The organism is Curtobacterium sp. PhB128, assembly GCF_004340725.1.
Taxonomy (GTDB): Bacteria; Actinomycetota; Actinomycetes; order Actinomycetales; family Microbacteriaceae; genus Curtobacterium.
Map to the genome: position 1 here is coordinate 222,126 of NZ_SLUR01000003.1, position 14,765 is coordinate 236,890.

The 14,765-nt window shown below is 71.3% G+C and carries 14 protein-coding genes; 9 read left to right on the forward strand and 5 right to left on the reverse strand.

Going from position 1 to position 14,765, the window contains the following annotated elements:
- The first annotated feature begins 83 nt into the window (after positions 1 to 83).
- Both EDF23_RS07295 and EDF23_RS07300 read left to right on the forward strand, forming a co-directional pair.
- Positions 84 to 1,004 (forward strand): DUF4097 family beta strand repeat-containing protein, encoded by a 921-nt coding sequence (locus EDF23_RS07295; RefSeq protein ID WP_131921253.1) that lies wholly within the window; start codon positions 84 to 86, stop codon positions 1,002 to 1,004.
- Entirely contained in the window at positions 1,001 to 1,582 is a 582-nt protein-coding gene (locus EDF23_RS07300; protein WP_131921254.1) for a PadR family transcriptional regulator, read from the forward strand. The genes EDF23_RS07295 and EDF23_RS07300 overlap by 4 nt, the downstream gene beginning before the upstream one ends.
- A gap of 172 nt (positions 1,583 to 1,754) precedes the next feature.
- Here EDF23_RS07300 and EDF23_RS07305 read toward each other — a convergent pair whose 3' ends face one another.
- Positions 1,755 to 2,543: a MerR family transcriptional regulator gene (locus tag EDF23_RS07305; protein ID WP_131921255.1), complete on the reverse strand. Its 789-nt coding sequence runs from the start codon at positions 2,541 to 2,543 to the stop codon at positions 1,755 to 1,757.
- 130 nt (positions 2,544 to 2,673) lie between these two features.
- On the opposite strand from EDF23_RS07305, the gene EDF23_RS07310 reads away from it, so the two are divergent.
- From EDF23_RS07310 to EDF23_RS07325, 4 genes are all read left to right on the forward strand, one after another.
- Positions 2,674 to 4,893, forward strand: coding sequence for an APC family permease (locus tag EDF23_RS07310; protein ID WP_131921256.1), 2,220 nt, complete (start codon positions 2,674 to 2,676; stop codon positions 4,891 to 4,893).
- A gap of 11 nt (positions 4,894 to 4,904) precedes the next feature.
- Positions 4,905 to 5,660, forward strand: a complete 756-nt coding sequence (locus EDF23_RS07315) for a hypothetical protein (protein WP_111085562.1) — start codon at positions 4,905 to 4,907, stop codon at positions 5,658 to 5,660.
- A gap of 53 nt (positions 5,661 to 5,713) precedes the next feature.
- Positions 5,714 to 5,959: a DUF3072 domain-containing protein gene (locus EDF23_RS07320; protein ID WP_123293659.1), complete on the forward strand. Its 246-nt coding sequence runs from the start codon at positions 5,714 to 5,716 to the stop codon at positions 5,957 to 5,959.
- Between the two features lie 109 nt (positions 5,960 to 6,068).
- A complete protein-coding gene (locus EDF23_RS07325) occupies positions 6,069 to 6,509 on the forward strand; it encodes a DoxX family protein (protein ID WP_123671966.1) in 441 nt (146 codons plus the stop codon).
- A 100-nt stretch (positions 6,510 to 6,609) separates the two neighbouring features.
- On the opposite strand, the gene EDF23_RS07330 is transcribed toward EDF23_RS07325, so the two are convergent.
- Complete coding sequence (locus tag EDF23_RS07330; RefSeq protein ID WP_131921257.1) at positions 6,610 to 7,725, reverse strand: NAD(P)-binding domain-containing protein; 1,116 nt, start codon at positions 7,723 to 7,725, stop codon at positions 6,610 to 6,612.
- A gap of 158 nt (positions 7,726 to 7,883) precedes the next feature.
- On the opposite strand from EDF23_RS07330, the gene EDF23_RS07335 reads away from it, so the two are divergent.
- Positions 7,884 to 8,102, forward strand: coding sequence for a DUF3073 domain-containing protein (locus EDF23_RS07335; RefSeq protein ID WP_111085566.1), 219 nt, complete (start codon positions 7,884 to 7,886; stop codon positions 8,100 to 8,102).
- Between the two features lie 242 nt (positions 8,103 to 8,344).
- Here EDF23_RS07335 and purM read toward each other — a convergent pair whose 3' ends face one another.
- Positions 8,345 to 9,442, reverse strand: a complete 1,098-nt coding sequence (purM, locus tag EDF23_RS07340) for a phosphoribosylformylglycinamidine cyclo-ligase (RefSeq protein WP_123937526.1) — start codon at positions 9,440 to 9,442, stop codon at positions 8,345 to 8,347.
- A 73-nt stretch (positions 9,443 to 9,515) separates the two neighbouring features.
- On the opposite strand from purM, the gene purF reads away from it, so the two are divergent.
- The gene (gene purF, locus EDF23_RS07345) at positions 9,516 to 10,973 is read left to right on the forward strand and encodes an amidophosphoribosyltransferase (protein WP_111085568.1); all 1,458 of its coding nucleotides are present in this window, start codon (positions 9,516 to 9,518) and stop codon (positions 10,971 to 10,973) included.
- An 83-nt stretch (positions 10,974 to 11,056) separates the two neighbouring features.
- Here purF and EDF23_RS07350 read toward each other — a convergent pair whose 3' ends face one another.
- Entirely contained in the window at positions 11,057 to 11,452 is a 396-nt protein-coding gene (locus EDF23_RS07350) for a hypothetical protein (protein WP_111085569.1), read from the reverse strand.
- 204 nt (positions 11,453 to 11,656) lie between these two features.
- Here EDF23_RS07350 and EDF23_RS07355 point away from each other — a divergent pair, with 204 nt between their 5' ends.
- Positions 11,657 to 14,146 carry a LuxR C-terminal-related transcriptional regulator gene (locus tag EDF23_RS07355; RefSeq protein ID WP_165901045.1) on the forward strand — a complete coding sequence of 830 codons (2,490 nt, stop codon included), beginning with the start codon at positions 11,657 to 11,659 and terminating at the stop codon, positions 14,144 to 14,146.
- 222 nt (positions 14,147 to 14,368) lie between these two features.
- On the opposite strand, the gene EDF23_RS07360 is transcribed toward EDF23_RS07355, so the two are convergent.
- A complete protein-coding gene (locus EDF23_RS07360) occupies positions 14,369 to 14,731 on the reverse strand; it encodes a sterol carrier family protein (protein ID WP_131921259.1) in 363 nt (120 codons plus the stop codon).
- Between the last annotated feature and the right edge of the window lie 34 nt (positions 14,732 to 14,765).

Consider the following 14,765-nt stretch of genomic DNA (forward strand, 5'->3'; position numbering starts at 1 on the left):
CGCCCGGCACCCTTGCGCCTCGTCGACTCGCGATATAGCGTGACCTCCACAGACGCGATACATCGCGAGTTGGAGGAAGCAACATGACGCAGGAGAAATGGCTCGTCGACGAGCCCAAGGTCATCGACACCGGCATCGTCCGCACACTCCGTGTCGGACTCGTCGGTGGTCAGGTGGACGTCGTGGCACACGACGAACCCACCGCACGGGTCGAGGTCCACAGCGTGTCCGGCAAGCAACTGAAGATCGAGGTCGACGGCGACACGCTCACCGTCGACCACCCGCAGATCCGGTGGGACGACCCCATCGGGTTCCTCAAGTCGTTCCGCGGCAAGGCCCACGCGGACGTCAGCATCCTGGTCCCCCGCGACGCCTCGGTCACCCTGGGGGTCGTCTCGGCGGGTGCCCTGCTGTCCGGCACGAACCGCGGCGCGATGCTCAACACGGTGTCCGGCGACCTCGTGGTCGACGGTGTCGCCGGCGACGTCACGGTCAACGCCGTGTCGGGCGCGACGACGATCCGCGAGCTGGACGGCGCCCTGACGGTCCACACGGTCTCGGGTGACGTCGTGGCCACGGGCGAGATCCCGCGGTTCCAGGCGGACGGTGTCTCGGCCGACGTCGTGCTCGACCTGCACGGCGTGCCGGAGTCGGCGCGCGTCAACACGGTCTCGGGTGGCGTGAGCGTCCGGCTCGAGGACGGTGTCGCCTACCAGTGCACCGTCAGCACGGCCTCCGGCAAGCTCCAGTTCGACGACTCCGAGATCCGCGGTGTGCGCGGCTCGTACGTCAAGCAGGGTGGCGAGCTGGCCGGCCAGTGGCTGGACCTGCGCGTGAACTCGGTCTCCGGCGACATCGCGGTGCTGCACGCCCCGCCGGCAGCAGCGGAACCGACCGCGGCCCCGACGACCCCGGCCGCGCCGACCACCCCGGCTCCGCCGACTGCTCCGACCACCCCGGCCGCCCCGACCGCCCCGACCAACGACGGCGAGGTGCCCGCATGAGTCCCGTCTTCGCCCACGGCCACCTCCGCCTGTACCTGCTCGTGCTGCTGGCGGACCACCCGATGCACGGCTACGAGCTCATCCAGGCCCTCGGCGACCGGTTCGGCGGTACCTACGTGCCGAGCGCCGGCACCGTGTACCCGCGGCTCGCGAAGCTCGAAGAAGAGGGCCTCGTCTCGAAGACCGCCGACGGCCGCAAGACCGTCTACGCGATCACCGAGGCCGGCCGCACCGAACTCGCGGCCCGTGCCGACGAGATCGCCGCGGTCGAATCCGGGGTCGCCGACTCGGTGAAGTCCCTGGCCGACGGCGTCCGCGCCTCGGTCGGCGAGGCGATGCGCTCCCTCCGTGCCGACCTCGCCGCCTCGGCGGAGAGCCCCGGCACCGGTTCCCACGAGGAGCCCGTCTCGGTCCCGTCGGAGAGCGCCCGCGCCCTGCGCGAGCTCGAGATGGCGTTGTCGTCGTTCCGGCAGCAGGTCCGCGCGGACCTGCGCCGACGTGCGACCCGCGGCACGCTCCGTGCGGACACCGTGACGCGTCTGCGTGACGGCCTGGAGGCCCTGCGCAAGTCGCTCTGACGGCCCGCGGCCGACAGGCGGTCGCGACCCGTGCCTCCCGGCCGCCCGTCGCACCGCCCACCCCGCACAGCCCCACCCACGGAACCAGGTTCCGGACACAGCACCACGCCGATCCGTGGTGTCGTGACCGGAACCTGGTTCCGTTCGCGCGCCCCAGCCTGCGGTCGGCGCGCTACAGCCCGGCGTCGGCGAACGCGACCATCGCGTCGCGCAGCGCACGTGCCGCACCCGCTCCGGCCCAGTCGTAGGCGTGTGCGAACCGCTCGTCGTGCACGTACATCTCGGCGAGGGTCCGGAACCGCTCCGCGGTGAGGTCCGCCGGCGGCGCCGACTCGGCGAGCCACGCGAACTGCCGCCGCGCCAGTGCCTGCGCGGCCGGCGAGTCCGAGCCGTCTCCGGACGCGGCGAGCGCTGCGGCGTCCCGGGCGATCGCGCGCAGTTCGTCCTGGAACGCCTGCTTGCCCGCGGTGTCCTTCGCGTCCCACCAGGCGGTGCCGCGCTGCCAGGCGTCCGCCCCCCAGCGCTCCTCGACCTCGTGCTTGAAGCGGGTCTGGTCGAACCCGTCGAAGGTGTCCGTGGCGTTCATGGTGTCCCCGTTCTCGATCCTGGTGATGGTGGTGCGCACGGCGGCGAGCTGCCGGGCGAGGCGGTCCCGCTCGCGTTCGAGCCAGGCGACGTGCGCGGTGAGGGCGGCGACGTCGTCCTGCTCGCCGTCGAGGACCCGGCGGATGTCGGGCAGCCCGATGCCGAGGCCGCGCAGCAGCAGGATGCGCTGCAGCCGGACGAGTGCCCGGTCGTCGTAGCGGCGGAGTCCGCCGTCGCCGACGGCGGTGGCCGGCAGCAGCCCGATGGCGTCGTAGTGGCGGAGCGTGCGACTCGACACCCCGGCGGATCGCGCCACGTCGGCGATGCCGTGCGGTGCTTTCGCAGCTGCGGTGGCGATGTCTGACGGATCCCTCATGCAGCCCACCGTAGAGGTTGACGCCGCGTCAACTGCAAGGGGTGATCGGGGTGCGGAGTCGACGACACGCGACCGACCGGGAATGACCGCCCGGGCACCCGTGTTGACTCCCGCCCGGAACTGAGTAGGTTTGCCGCTCGTGACGAACGAGGTCCGGTCGCTGAAAGCGCGACTGATCGGGGATCCCCTCCCCTCTGAGAAGCTCGAAGGACAGCTCCTCCCGAAGCACCTGGCCCTGCCGATCTTCGCGAGTGACCCGCTGTCCTCCGTCGCGTACGCACCGCAGGAACTGCTGATGATCCTGCTGCTCGGCGGGATGTCGTTCCTGACCTTCGCACCGTGGGTGGCCGCGCTCGTCGTGCTGCTGCTCGTGGTGGTCGTCGCGTCCTACCGGCAGCTCATCAAGGCGTACCCGTCCGGCGGCGGCGACTACGAGGTCGCGCACCGGAACCTCGGCGAGAAGGCCGGGCTGGTCGTCGCGAGCGCGCTGCTCGTCGACTACGTCATGACGGTCGCCGTGTCGGTGGCCTCCGGCGTGGACAACATCATCTCGGCCCTGCCGATGCTGAACGACGTCCGCGTCGAACTCGCGCTCGTGTTCGTCGTGCTCCTCGCCGCCACGAACCTGCGCGGCGTGCGGGAGTCGAGCAAGGCCTTCGCCATCCCCACCTACCTGTTCGTGGCGTCGGTCTTCGTGATGGTCGTCACCGGCCTGGTCCGCGTCGCCTCAGGGCACGCCCCGGTCGCCGAGTCCGCCGGGTACACCGTCGACAACGTCGAGCACACGACGCAGGCGGCGTTCATCCTGCTGCTGCTCCGCGCCTTCGCCTCCGGCTGCTCGGCCCTCACCGGCGTCGAGGCCATCGCGAACGGCGTGCAGGCCTTCCGACGCCCGAAGATCAAGAACGCGCAGGCGACCCTGGTGGCGATGGGCGGCATCGCGATCGTCCTGTTCATCGGGCTCATCACGCTCGCGCTCGTGTCCCGCGTGCACTACGCCGAACGCGCCTGCGACCTGCAGGGGTTCGCGGACTGCGCCACGACGCCGCAGCGCTCCCTCATCGCCCAGATCGCGGCGGCGACGTTCGGTGACAACTCGGTGCTGTTCTTCGTCATCCAGGCGACGACGGCCGCGGTCCTGCTCCTCGCCGCGAACACGGCGTTCAACGGGTTCCCGCTGCTCGGCTCGATCCTGGCCCGCGACTCCTACGCCCCCAAGGCCCTGTCCACCCGCGGCGACCGGCTCATCTACTCGAACGGCGTCATCGTCCTGGCGCTCGTCGCCGCGGCGCTGCTCGTGGTGTACCGGGCGAACGTCACGAGCCTCATCCAGCTCTACATCATCGGCGTCTTCGTGTCGTTCACCCTCGGGCAGACGGGCATGGTCGTGCACTGGACGCGCCTGCTGCGCGCGGACCGGGCCGGCACCGCCGATCCGTCCGTCAACCGTGCGCAGGTGCTGCGCTCCCGGACCATCAACGCGATCGGTGCCACGTTCACCCTGGTCGTCCTGGTCATCGTCACGATCACCAAGTTCACGCACGGCGCCTGGCTCGTGTTCCTGATCATGCCGATCCTGTACGTGCTCATGCTCGGCGTGAACCGCTACTACCGCGACGTCTCGCACGAGATCGAGGCCGACGTCGAGACCGAGTTCGGCGCCACCGGCGACCACGCCGTCGTGCTCGTGAACAAGCTGCAGAAGCCCGTGCTCAAGGCCCTCGACTACGCGATCGCGGCCGAGCACGCCAGCTGCGAGGCGGTCCACGTCGCGATCGACGACGCCGATGCCCAGCACCTGCGCGACCAGTGGGCCGAGTACGGCATCCGGATGCCGTTGACCATCGTGCCGAGTCCGTACCGCGACATCTCGATGCCGCTCATCAAGTACATCAAGGCGCACCGGCTCGAGCACGGCTCCGAGGTCGTCACCGTCTACACGCCGATCTTCATCGTCGGTCACTGGTGGGAGGGCCTGCTCCACAACCACCGCGGCCGTCGCATCCGCAAGAAGCTCCTGCTCGTGCACGGCGTCACCGTGGCGCTGGTGCCGTGGCTGCTCGATTCGTCCGAACTGCTGTACGGCCGCCGGTCGCGTCCGCTCCCCGGTCAGGAACGTCGCGGCGAGCCCGTGCGGCCCCCGCTCCGCCGGTCCCTCGCCGGCTCGGCCGGAGTGCCTGCCGACGGTGTCGTCGACGATCGCCTGGCCCGGTCCGCGCAGCGGAACAGCCTGCAGCCGCGTCGCGCGACCCGACCGGCCGGTCCCGCCGAGGGCGTCGACCCCGCGCAGTGCACCGGTGAGCTGCACGCGCTCGTGCCGACCTCGCCGCGCCGGGGCGACGAGTCGTAGCATCTGACGTCATGACGATCACCGACCTGCGGACGTTCGCCACGTTCGACGGCCACGGCGGCAAGGTGTCGAAGCGCGTCGAGGTGCTGGACCACGAGCCCGTCGCGGGCAGCCGCCACGAAGGACTCGTCGCGGTGCGCGGCGAACACCCCCTGGGTGCGCTCGACGAGCGCGCCGCCGACGAGTCGGCAGCGCTGTCGCGCGGCGTCCCCAGCGTCGGGTGGGTCGACCCGTCGACGCTCCGCGACTGGTACCGCCCGGACCGCGTGGTCATCACCCGGCTCGAAGCGCGGCAGTCCGGCATCGAGCCCGGTCTCTACGCCGATTCGCGCGGTCGCGGACGGGTCCGGATCGACGGCCTGGAGGCACGACTCGCCCCCGACGGTCGCCCCGCCTTCCGCGCACTGGCCGGTTCCGAGGCGCCCTGGGTGGTCGACGTCCCCCTGCCGACGGACCAGGCGGTGCGCCTCGTGGCGGTCGCCGAGGTCGACGAGGGCTTCGAGGTCGTGACCGCTCCGGTGTCCCCGTTCCTGCAGCCCGGCGAGTACGCGGCGTACGACGACGACGTCCCCGGGCTGCCCCCGCGGCCGTCCAGTGGCCGGGTCGTGGTGTCCGCGACCGTGCTGCTCGACGGCTCGCTGCACGAGGTCGAGCGGATCGACGAGCAGGCCGCGACGATCTGGGTCCGGCGCGAGGGTCGGACCGTTCCGATCGCCACGAGTGCGGTCGGTCCGGACCTGGTGCGGTACTCGGCCACGCCGGTCTGACGGGGGACACGCGCCTGCGGGGTGCGTCGGGGGTGCGGCGTAGCGTCCTCGGCATGAGTGATGCAGAAGAGACCCTCGGCGGCGCCCGTCCGGACCCGTCGACCGACGCGAGCAAGGACCCCGAGCAGTGGGTCACCGGTGACGAGCCGATGACCGGACCCCAGCGCAGCTACCTCGACACCCTGGCCCGCGAAGCCGGCGAAGAACTCTCCGCCGACCTGACCAAGGCTGAGGCCTCGGAGCACATCGACCGCCTGCAGCAGCAGACCGGCCGCGGCACCGACACCACGGGTTCCTGAGAGCGGGTCCGCCCTTCGGCGGACCCCAGCCTGGGCATGTTCTGGTGAAGTCCGGGCAGACCCCCGGACGAGGGGGTTCGATGACGCGTCACCGGTTAGCTTCGTGGCCATGCGAACGACATCGACCTCCATCGGCCTGACCGCGCTCCGCATCGTCCTCGGGGTGGTGTTCATCGCCCACGGCGCCCAGAAGTTCGCCCAGGGCATCCCGAACGTCGCCCAGGGCTTCTCCGGCATGGGCGTCCCGCTCGCCGACGTCGCCGCGCCCCTGGTGGCGGGCCTCGAACTCGTCGGCGGCGTGCTGCTCGTGCTCGGCGTCGCGACCCGCGTCGTGGGCGTCCTGCTCGCCGTCGACATGGTCGTCGCGGGGCTGCTCGCGCACGCGTCGTCCGGCTTCTACTCGCAGGACGGCGGCTTCGAGTACGTGCTCGTCCTGGCAGTCGGGTCGCTCGTCGTGGCGCTGACCGGCCCGGGGCGGTTCTCGCTCGACGCCGTGTTCCTGGCGTCGTCCCGTCGCCGTCGTGGCGTGCAGGAGCCCCTGCCCGCCTGACCCGCGCTGCGCCGCCCTGCGCCCCTGGTGCGAGGTTGATCACCCGGTGCGCCGAAAGAACCTCGCACCGGGTGGTCAACCTCGCACCAGGCGGAGCGGCTCACGCGGCGGCGAGCACGTCCATCACCTGGCGGGCGATGAGCCGTCCGGCCCGGTTCGCCCCGATCGTCGACGCCTGCGGCCCGTAGCCCGCCAGGAACAACCGCGGCTCGTCGACCGAGCGCCCGTCCGCCACGACGACCCCGCCGGCCGCGGTCCGCAGGTGCAGCGGCGCGAGGTGCCGCAGGTCAGGCCGGAACCCGGTCGCCCAGAGCACCGCGTCAGCGTGCACGTGCGTGCCGTCGGCCGTCACCACGCCGGTCTCGTCCATCCGGGTGAACATCGGCTGGTCACGCAGGACCCCGCGGTGGATGCCCGCCCGGATCCGCCGCGAGACCGGCACACCCGTGCCGCTCACGATGCTCGGCAGCACCTCGCCGGCACGAGCTGCCCGGTCCTGCTCGTCGACCGCTGCGACCGCCGACTCGAGGTCGAGCGACGAGGAGTCCGCCCACACCATCGGCCGCCGGGTGAACCAGTGGGTCGACCGCGCGACACCGTCGAGTTCGAGCAGGAAACCGATGGCACTCGTTCCGCCGCCGACCACGACGACGTCCTGCCGGGCGAACTCCGCGGCGCTGCGGTACTCGGTCGTGTCGAGCTGTCGTCCGCGGAACGCGCCTCGGCCCGGGTACCACGGCACGAACGGCGTGCCCCACGTGCCCGATGCGTTCACCACGACGTCGGCGCGGATCCGGGTCTCGGTGCCGTCGGCGGAGCGGGTCGTGACGCACAGTCGGCCGTCCGCGGTGCGCGAGACCGACGGCACCGAGACCGGACGCCGGACCCGCAGGTCGTAGTGCTGCTCGAACCGCCGGTAGTACTCCCCCACGACGTCCCGGGCGGGTCGTGACCGATCGGCGTCGTCGAACTGGAGCCCCATCGCCCGCATCCCCGGCAGGTCGTGCACGCGGTGCGCCGCGCCGAGCCGAAGGGCCTCCCACCGGAACTGCCAGGCGCCACCCGTGCTCGGGGCCCGATCGAGCAGCACCAGGTCGGTGCCGGGCACGAGCCCCAGGCGGCGCAGGTGGTATCCCACCGACAGTCCGGCCTGCCCCGCACCGATGACGACGACACGGGCGGACTGGTCGGCTGGGTTCTCGAGGGGTTCGGTCATCACTTCGATTCTCCTGTGCACGGAGCCGTCGCGGCGACGTCCAGATCGAGGTACATGGTAGAGTGATCGGCAGATTTCAAACCACGAACCGTCTGGTTCCCCGAGTGATCTTCCGTCATTCGCCAGGACCGGACCAGAGCCGAACGAGGGGGTCACGCATGGGGCGCGGCCGTCAAAAGGCGAAGCACACCAAGGTCGCCCGTGAGCTGAAGTACTTCAGCCCGCAGACGAACTACGGTGCACTCGAGCAGGAGCTCTCCGCCGGACAACACTCCGATGACGATCTCGTCGACCGCTGGGCGGACCAGTACGGTCCCGAAGCGGCAGACGAATCCGACGAGTTCGAGACCGAAGCGGACCAGAACAAGTCCGCCTGACCGGCACAGCCGTCACGCCGCGCGCCTCCGGGCAGCGCGGCGTTTCTGCGTGCCCACGCGGATGACGCGGACCGGTCACGACTCCCCACGCGGGGAACGCCGAGTGGTCACGAAGTGCCGCCCGCGGCCGGACCGAGCGGCACTTCGTGGCCACTCGGCGGACACCTGACGGCAGGTCCTGCGGCCTGGAGGCACGACGAACGCCCGCCACGCGGCCTGCGTGACGGGCGTGGCCGACAGGCTCAGGCGGCGTAGCTCCCGACGAGCCGCACGGCACCGCCGTCGACGCCCTTGGCGCCCTGCTCGAAGCCGGTCAGGTCGCGGGCCGACGTGGCGATCGTGCCGACGGGCCACGCGGGCATCCCGGCCACGCCGAGCGACTCGATGACGTCCACCGCGGCGCTGGCGGACACCACGGCGAACATGCCGATGCCCAGGTTCCAGGTGCCCTCGGTGTCCTCGATCGGCGTGCCGGCCATGTCGGCGAGCACGCGGAAGACCGGAAGCGGCTGCCAGGTCGAGCGGTCGACCTCGATCCACGAGCCGACGGGCAGCACGCGCGCCAGGTTCGCCGCGATGCCACCACCGGTCACGTGCGACAGGGAGTGCACGGCGCCCGGGTGCTGCTCGAGCAGCTCCAGCAGCGGCGTCGTGTACAGGCGGGTGGGCTCGAGCAGGGCTTCGCCGACCGAGACGCCGCCGAACTCGGCCAGCTGGTCGGTGTACCCGACCCCGCGCGACGCCAGGATGTGCCGGACGAGCGAGTACCCGTTCGAGTGCAGCCCGGACGACTCGATGGCGAGCACGACGTCGCCGTCCTGCACCAGGTGGGCACCGAGCTGCGAACCGGCCTCGACGACACCGGTCGCGGCACCGGCCACGTCGTAGTCGTCCGGGCCGAGCAGCCCGGGGTGCTCGGCGGTCTCGCCACCGACCAGCGCGGTGCCCGTCGCCGAGCAGCCGCGGGCGATCCCGGCGACGATGTCGGCGATGCGGTTCGGCACGACGCGCCCGCAGGCGATGTAGTCGGTCATGAACAGCGGCTTCGCACCGACCACCACGATGTCGTCGACGACCATGCCGACCAGGTCCTGCCCGATGGTGTCGTGCTTGTCGATCGCCTGGGCGATGGCGACCTTGGTGCCGACGCCGTCGGTCGAGGTCGCGAGCAACGGGTGTGAGAAGTCCTTCAGGAACGACACGTCGTAGAGTCCGGCGAAGCCGCCCACGCCGCCCAGCACGTGGCTGTTGTGCGTCGCCGCGACTGCGGACTTCATGAGTTCGACGGCCAGGTCACCGGCAGCGGTGTCCACTCCGGCTTCGGCGTACGGGTTGGGCATGCGGAGTCCTTCGCGGTGACATGGCAGACTTGTTCGGTACCCCCCGATTCTACGGTCTGGAGCACACCCGCGAATGTGCGGCATCGTCGGCCTCGTTGCACAGGGCCCCGCCAACCAATCCATCTACGACGCACTGCTCCTCCTGCAGCACCGCGGGCAGGACTCGACGGGCATCGCCACGGTCGAGGGTCACGTGCACCACATGCACAAGACCCGCGGCCACGTGCGGGAGTCGTTCCGAACCCGTGACATGCGCGCCCTCCTCGGCACCATGGGCCTCGGCCACGTGCGCTACGCCACCAAGGGCGCGGCGAGCAACGAGGAAGAAGCGCAGCCGTTCTACGTGAACGCGCCGTACGGCATCGTCCTCGTCCACAACGGCAACCTCACCAACACGCGGGAACTGACGCGTGAACTGTTCGACATCGACCGTCGGCACCTCAACACCACGTCGGACACCGAGCTCCTGGTGAACGTGCTGGCGCACGAGCTGCAGGGACAGGTCCGCGGCACCGACCTCGACCCCGGGCAGGTCTTCGACGCCGTCGAGCGCGTGCACGAGCGGGTCGAGGGCTCGTACGCCACGATCGCCACGATCGCCGGCCACGGGCTCCTGGCCTTCCGCGACCCGTTCGGCATCCGGCCGCTCATCCTCGGCCACAAGTTCGACGAGGCCGGCCAGCCCGAGTGGGTCGTCGCGAGCGAGTCGTTGGTGCTCGAGTCCGGCGGCTACGAGATCGTGCGCGACGTCGCCCCGGGCGAAGCGATCTTCATCGAGATGAACGGGCAGATGCACGCCCGGCAGTGCGCGAAGAACCCGCGGCTCGTACCGTGCTCGTTCGAGTACGTGTACCTGGCTCGTCCCGACTCGGTCATGAACGGCATCTCGGTCTACGACGCCCGCCTGCGCCTCGGCAACCGGCTGGCGGACACCATCGAGCAGTACGCGCCGACCGGTGACATCGACGTCGTGATGCCGATCCCGGACTCGTCCCGACCCGCAGCCATGCAGGTCGCGCGGAAGCTCGGCATCGAGTACCGCGAGGGCTTCTACAAGAACCGCTACGTCGGCCGGACCTTCATCATGCCGGGCCAGGCGGAGCGCAAGCGGTCCGTCCGGCAGAAGCTCAACGCGATGTCGTCGGAGTTCAAGGGCAAGAACATCCTGATCGTCGACGACTCGATCGTGCGCGGCACGACGAGCAAGGAGATCGTGGAGATGGCCCGCGCCGCCGGTGCGAACGAGGTCACCTTCACGAGCGCCGCTCCCCCGGTCCGGTTCCCGCACGTCTACGGCATCAACATGCCGACGCGCGACGAGCTCATCGCGCACGACCGGAAGATCCCGGAGATCAACCGCGTGCTCGGCAGCGATCACCTGATCTACCAGGAGATCGGCGACATGCGGGACGCCATCATCGAGGGCTCCGACGTGACCGACCTCGAGATGAGCTGCTTCACGGGCGAGTACGTCACGGGCACCGTGAGCCCGGAGTACCTGTCCTGGGTCGAGGCGAACCAGCTCAGCTAGGTCGCGTCCGAGACGCAACCGCAATACGGACGGGAGGCCCGTTGCCAGCTGGCAACGGGCCTCCCGTCTGGAAGCGGTCGCGGCTACGGCCGCTGGTCGCCGTGCTCGTCGATCTCGCCGTCGACCGTCTCGGGCGGCAGCTCGACCTCGACACGCTCCGCCGTCAGCCGGGCCGCGCGCCGGGCGAAGACCCGGTCGAACACGACGGCGACGACCGCGCCGACGAAGGCACCGATCGTGACGCCCCACAGGCTGAAGTAGCCCACCAGGCTGCCGAAGCTCGACTCCTCCTGCTGGCCACCGAGGTTCATGGTGAGCGAGACGACGATCAGGGTCGCAATGAACCCGAGCACCGCACCGCCGACGATGAACACCCCGAACTTCGGGGCACGACGGATCGTGACCTCGTCAGAGGTGGAGACGGCGTTCGGCGCAGGGGCCGGGACCGGCTGGTCGTCGGGTCGATCGGTGTTGCTCACCCACCCATTGTCCCCCACTGTGGGACGTCTCCCGGCCTGTCCGCGCAGTCCGATCCAGGAGAGGATGATCCGTACGCGTTGGTATCCCAAGGGCTGGAGGTGACACGGATGCGAGAACGGACCGTACGGGGGCGAGGTCGCACCCCGAGCACCCCGGCGCGCGTGACCTGGCCCGTGATGCAACGCCACGAAGAGGACCGTGCCGTGTCCGTCGTCGCAGAGCACCAGTGGAGCGTCGCGCTCGTCGGCGCCCCGGGTCTCGGCAAGAGCACCGTCGCCGCCCGCGTCACCGACCGCGTCGCCGGACGGGACGCCACCGGGCGCACGGTCGTGGTGCCCATCACCGCCGTCGCCTCCGGGCGATCGATGCCCTTCGGCGCGATCTCGGACCGCTTCGGCGAGCTGCCGGCGACCCTGTCCGAACTGTCCGACGACGCCGGGGCCGAGCAGCGCCTCCGGGCGATCGCCGACCTGGCGGACCGCGACGTCCTGCTGCGCGTCGACGACGCCGACCACCTCGACGCGATCTCCGCCCGGTACGTGGCGTGGCTCGTCCGGCACCAGGGTGCGCGGCTCGTCCTGACCTGCCGTGACTTCACCGCGCTGCCGGAGCCGCTCCGCGCCCTGTGGCAGGACGACCTGCTCGAGCGCATCGACCTCGCGCCACTCAGCCTGCGCGAGACGTCGGCCCTGGTGGCCGAGGCGCTGGGCTCGCAGCTCGAGAACGCCTCGGCCGAACGGGTGCACCGTGCGACCGCCGGCAACCCGCTCTACCTGCGCGAGGTCGTCCGCGCCGCCCGCACCTCGGGTGCCCTCGAGCACACGGCGTCCGGGTGGTACTGGCGCGGCCGGGTGACGGCGTCGAACAGCCTCGCCGACATGTACCGGACGGAACTCGGCTCGTTGCCGGAGGACCTGCGCGACGTCGTCGACATCGTGGCGCTGGCCGACCCGATCCCGCTCGCGCGACTGCTCGGCCTGGTCAGCGGCGGCGACGTCGACCGCGTGGTCGCGCTCGGGCTGGTCCGGATCGACTCGCTCGACGACGGCGCCGCGGTGGCCCGTCCGCAGCACCTGCTCGTCGGCGACGTGATCCGCGGCCTGGTGCCGGTCGCCCGCCGCACGGCACTCTTCGCCCGCGCGAACGCCTTCCGCACCGACAGTCCCGAGGGCGCCCCGCCCGCCGCACGGTTGCGGTCAGCGCTCTGGGCGCTCGACTGCGGTGTCGTGCCCCCGGTCGAGCAGCTGCTCGACGCGGCGCAGGTCGCGGTGCGGCTGCAGGAGCACGAGAGCGCGATCGCCCTCGCCTCCGCAGCGCTCCGGCGGACGCTGCACCCGAACGAGCAGGTCGCCGCGCGCTGCCTGCGGTCGCTGGCGTACTCGTACACCGACGGGCGCGAGGCCGGTCGCGCCGACGCCGAGGCTGCCTGGGCCGTCGCCCGTGCGGACCCCGGCACGGTGGACGACGCCCTCGTGGTCGAGGCCTGCGAGATCCTCGCCAACATCCGGCAGTTCCACGACGACGACGTGCTGGCAGCGGTCGCGCTCACCGACGTCGCGAGCCGACTGGTGTCCGGCGACGCGGTCGAACGGCTCCGCCTGCTGCGCCTCGCGCACCTCGGCTGGGGCGGCCGCTTCGACGAGGTCCGCGCCGAACTCGAGCGCAGCGGCATCGTGCACGCCCCGACGATCCCGTTCGCGTTCCTGTGCGTCGCCCCCTGCGCGATCATGGCGCTCGCCACGGCCGGTCGGCTCGACGACGCCTCGGCCCTCGGTCGCCGGGCACTGGCCACCGCGATCGAGCACCTCGAGGACGCACCGTGGAGCGTCGGTGAGATCGTTTCAGTGCTGCACCAGGTGCAGGTCTGGCGCGGCGACCTCGCCGACCTGCTCACCGAGGTGCCGGTCCGACGATCCAACCCGTACCTGAAGTACGACTTCACCCTCGAACTCATCGGCGACGGCAACCTCGCCATCGGCCAACGGCGCTGGGACGACGCGATCGCGGCGTTCTCGGCAGCCTGCGAGCGGTACGACGTCGCGGACCACGGCGGCTTCGCTGCTTACCCGTGGGCGCGGCTCGCGATGGCGTACGCCTACGCCGGTCGAACCGAGGACGCGACACGTGCGCTCGACCGGGCGAGGGCCACCCCGCAGCGGGCGATGCGGATCACGGGCGAGCAGGTCGCGGTGACGATCGCCTGGACCGAGGCGGTGCTCGGCAACCCGGCCGGGCTCCGGCACGCCGACGACATCATCGACCGCGGGACGGCGAGCGGTGGGTGGACGCACGTCATGTACGCGCAGACGCTGCACTACGCGATGGACATGCTGAACGGACGCGAGACCGGTACCTCGCTCGGTCGCATGCGCGAGGCAGCGGCTCGGGTCGACGGTCCGCTCGCCGCGGCGATCGTCGAATACGCCGACGCCCTGACCGCACGCGACCGGACGCGGGTGATCGCGGCGCAGGGGGTGCTCGCGTCGCACGGCATGGCGGTCACGGCCGGCCGGCCGAAACCACCGCTCACGAACCGCGAGTACCAGGTCGCCGAGCTCGCGGCGCAGGGGTTGAGCAACCGCCTGATCGGCGAGGAGCTCGGGCTCTCGACGCGGACCATCGACGCGCACCTGTCGCGCGTGTTCGGCAAGTGGGACCTGCATGCTCGTTCGGAGCTCGCCGGACTCTTCTGAGTCCACTCGTGACGCAAGAACGTTGCGCATTGCAGCACGACGCGCCGCGGCGGTTGACACGTTGTGTGGAACATCGCGTACCTTGGTCCCTGTCGCCGGGTTCGGACCCGTTCGGGTCGGGTCCGAATCCCGGCGACTTCAAGCGTAGGTTCGCAGTGCATGCGCCCGCATCGGTAGGGACTACCTAATTCGGTTCGTCCGCCTAGGTAGTGCTGAACGCGACTAGAGCGCGACCCGCACCGGCAGGAACGCCGTCAGGTCCGCACGCGAGCCGGACGCGCTGACGCGCGACTGCGCGACGGCCTCGTCCCAGGTCAGCTCCGCGGTCGCGAGCGCGAGCCACGTCGTGGCGTCCGTCTCGACAACGTTCGGCGGCGTGCCACGGGTGTGGCGCGGGCCGGGGACGGCCTGGACCGCGGCGAACGGCGGCACCCGGACCTCGACGCTGTTGCCCGGCACGTCGTCGGCGAGGCGCTGCAGGGTCCACCGGACGGCCGTCGCGACGGTCGCCCGTGCCGAGTCGCCCTGCTGCACCGCGGTCAGTGCGGCGCGGCCGGCGGCGTCCTCGATCCTCCTGGGTGGCATCTCCACAGGCTAGCCGTCGCCTCGCGGCGGGCGA